Annotated in this window: 3 protein-coding genes; 2 read left to right on the plus strand and 1 reads right to left on the minus strand. The window is 64.2% G+C overall.

The features are described 5' to 3' along the window. Window positions 1-186 precede the first annotated feature (186 nt). On the minus strand, window positions 187-999 hold the full coding sequence (locus tag V8324_RS21385; RefSeq protein WP_336421914.1) for a GNAT family N-acetyltransferase: 813 nt from the start codon (window positions 997-999) through the stop codon (window positions 187-189). A gap of 200 nt (window positions 1000-1199) precedes the next feature. Between V8324_RS21385 and V8324_RS21390 the strand changes: the two genes are divergently transcribed. Next, a complete protein-coding gene (locus V8324_RS21390) occupies window positions 1200-2522 on the plus strand; it encodes a site-specific DNA-methyltransferase (protein WP_336421915.1) in 1323 nt (440 codons plus the stop codon). Between the two features lie 465 nt (window positions 2523-2987). Then, on the plus strand, window positions 2988-3200 hold the full coding sequence (locus tag V8324_RS21395; protein WP_336421916.1) for a DUF7220 family protein: 213 nt from the start codon (window positions 2988-2990) through the stop codon (window positions 3198-3200). Window positions 3201-3302 lie beyond the last annotated feature (102 nt).

Below are 3302 nucleotides of genomic sequence, written 5' to 3' on the forward strand. Positions count from 1 at the left end.
CTCCACGGAGAAACTCCTTCCCTATTCCAAGACAGGGACGGATTCCCAGAAATCATAAGTCAGAAGAAGGTGGGCCCCAGATCGCGCTTACGGTGGACTCCGAGGTGGATACCTGGCGCTTGGGAGTCCACCTTGGAATCCACCGGATTCCGCATCGTCGGAGTCCACCTCGCGCTGAGGACGCGGCTATTTAGTCATTCGCCCACCCGGCAACAGGCTTGGATCGGCGACACCCAAAACGCTGCTCGTTTCTCGCGTTAGACCGAGGCGCTCACACACGGCTTCGGATGCGGCGTTGCCGGGTTCGACGCCCGTGAACACCTCGGTGAAGCCCAGCCGTTCGGATGCGTCCAACATGGCCATCGCCCCGAGGACGAGCGCGAGGCGCTGGCCGCGGCGCTCCGGGATCGTCGCGAGCATTCCCCACCAGCACTGTCGGGCAAGCGGGTGTCGATCATGAAGGTAGGACGCTGCCGCCGCGCAAGAAACACCGCGCCCGCTGCCATCCAGCGCCAACAGGGCGAGCCCCGGCTTGTCCAGACCGCGCAAGGCCGATCCTGCCGGAGGGAGGACCCCGCAGGCGAGAGATAGCGCAGCCAGTTGGGATAGGTGCGCGTCCGGCGCCTCCGGTCCAATGCGCACAATCGTCAGATCGTCCGGCAATGCATGACTGCCGACGATCTCGCGGGCGGCCTGCATCGCCGCGTCCGCGCCCGACCAGCGAGCATAGTGGACTGGCACAAGGCCCCGCGCCTCGGCCGCGGCACGCCACCGGGGCAGGTCCGCATCAGGCAGGATCGCGCAATTGCTGTTGCCCTGCAGTTTGGCCAGAGCCGCGAGCATGTCGATTGACCCGGAGTCGGAAGAGGCGAGCCCGACTGTGCGTCCATAATATCCGAAGCGCGCATCGTCGCCGATCAAGTCGAACATCGCCCTGCCGCGTCGCAGCAGTGCCTGTTGATCTGCGCTGCCGAAATACTCGCCGTCATGCGGAGTCATCGGTGTCAGAGCCTCCCAGAAACACGACAGACGATAATCTGCCAGTGATATGTTTGTAAACTCAGGACGATGCAGAGCCGATCCGGGCAAGTGGTCCGGATCATGCTGGTCGGCGCCTTGTGAAGGCAATCCGGACCCAGCGTGTTTTCGCCCTTCTCGCTCTTGCTCCCCTCCGCACCCAATCGAACAGGATCATCAAAATGACCCTCGCCTTCGCCCCCGAGCGGATCGAGCAATGGCCGCTGGCCAGGCTCCAGCCATATGCGAAGAACGCCAAGCAGCACGGCGCGGACCAGGTCGCGAAGATCGCCGCCAGCATGGCCGAGTTCGGCTGGACGGTTCCCTGTCTGGTCGCGGACGACGGCGAATTGATCGCGGGCCACGGGCGGGTGCTTGCCGCCACGCAGCTGGGGCTGACGGAAGCGCCGGTGATCGTGCTGGGCCATCTGACCGAGGCGCAGCGGCGCGCCTACCGGATCGCTGATAATAAACTCACCGAACTTGGCACCTGGGACGAGGCGCTGCTGTCGGCGGAATTGAACGAATTGCTGGCCGAGGATTTCGACCTGTCGCTGGTCGGGTTCTCCGACGGCGAGCTGGACAAGCTGCTGGCCTATGTCGCCGACAGCGACGAGGAAGCGGGCGGCGACGGAGGCTCCACGCCGCCGGTGGTGATCCCCGAACCGCCGCGCAATCCGGCGTCGCGCACCGGCGATCTGTGGATCCTCGGCGACCACCGGCTGCTGTGTGGCGACAGCACCAGCGAGACGGAGGTCCGCCGCCTGATGAGTGGCGAGCGCGCGGTGCTGTTCGCGACCGATCCGCCGTATCTGGTGGATTATGACGGCTCGAACCACCCGACCCGCAACAAGGATTGGTCGCAGTCCTACGGCAATACATGGGACGACAGTTCGCAAGGGGCCGAACTCTATGACGGCTTCATTTCCGCCGCCGTCGCCGAGGCGATCACCGAGGATGCGGCCTGGTACTGCTGGCACGCTTCGCGCCGACAGGCGATGCTGGAAGCCTGCTGGGAAAAGGCCGGGGCCTTCGTGCACCAGCAGATCATCTGGGTGAAGGATCGCGGGGTGCTCACCCGGTCGCATTACCTCTGGAAGCACGAGCCCTGTTTCATGGGCTGGCGCCGCCCGAACCGCCCGCCGAAGGTGGCCGAGCAGACGCTGCCCTCGACCTGGGAGATGCCCAGTTTCACGAAGGACGAGCGCCCCGATCATCCGACGCCGAAGCCACTCGACGCGTTCGGCATCCCGATGCGCCAGCACGTGGCCCGCGGCGGTGTCTGCTACGAGCCGTTCGCCGGGTCCGGGTCTCAGATCATGGCGGGCGAGGCCAATGGCCGCCGCGTCTTCGCGATGGAGATCAGCCCGGCCTATGTCGATGTCGCCGTCGAGCGCTGGCAGGCCGAAACCGGGAAGGACGCGATCCTCGATGGCGACGGCCGAACCTACGGGGACGCGAAGACGGAGCGTCTGGGTGACGGCGAACAGAAGGATGCGGCGTGATGCAAGCTGCGGTCAGTTCCCGTCGAGCAATTCGGCGGGGATCATTTTCTCGGCCGTCTCCATGTCCCAGGCTTGAGCCGCAACGCGCCAGCGGCCCTGATCCTTGACCAGCAAGATGGCCTCCACACCGCGCTGGGGTTCGGAACCGTTTTCGGACATGCCACACACCGCCATCGCGATGGCGACGTTGCCGAATACCCGGACCTTGGTATTGAGAACGACCTCCTCGAGACTTTTCAGCTCGCCTGCAGCAACACCCTTCATTCGGTCGATGAAGGCGTCGACCGATTTTGGTGCGATCGGTCGAGCGGCGGGAACGANATCGTCGTTCGTGTGCTTTGTCATGTCGAAACTCGCTCCTCTCGGATTGCGTCAGTGCAGACTAATCACTCCGTCGGCTGGAGGTCCATGGAAGGACCGGAGGAGAGGGCGTCTCCGCGAACACGAACAGAAGGATGCAGCCTGATGCAGACGCGCACCATGTCGATGGTCGAGGCCGCCACGAATGTCTCCCTCGGCTACGTCCTGGCGATCGTCACACAGATCGTCGTGTTCCCATGGTTCGGGATCGAGGCCGCGCTTGGCGAGCATCTGGCGATCGGGTTGGTATTCGTCGTCGTATCGCTGGCGCGTGGCTTCCTGCTGCGGCGGGTGTTTGAAACATGGCTGCGCTTTTGACGCGCCGCTGTAAGCGCGATCTGGGGCCCACCTTCTTCTGACTTATGATTTCTGGGAATCCGTCCCTGTCTTGGAATAGGGAAGGAGTTTCTCCGTGGAGGA

Origin of the sequence: Roseovarius sp. D22-M7 (genome assembly GCF_037083785.1) — a bacterium.
Lineage (GTDB): Bacteria > Pseudomonadota > Alphaproteobacteria > Rhodobacterales > Rhodobacteraceae > Roseovarius.

What these genes read in the sequence shown, in the direction of transcription:
- V8324_RS21385 (WP_336421914.1), bottom strand. Translation starts at nt 999, where the DNA reads ATGACTCCGCATGACGGCGAGTATTTCGGCAGCGCAGATCAACAGGCA.
- V8324_RS21390 (WP_336421915.1), top strand. Translation starts at nt 1,200, where the DNA reads ATGACCCTCGCCTTCGCCCCCGAGCGGATCGAGCAATGGCCGCTGGCC.
- V8324_RS21395 (WP_336421916.1), top strand. Translation starts at nt 2,988, where the DNA reads ATGCAGACGCGCACCATGTCGATGGTCGAGGCCGCCACGAATGTCTCC.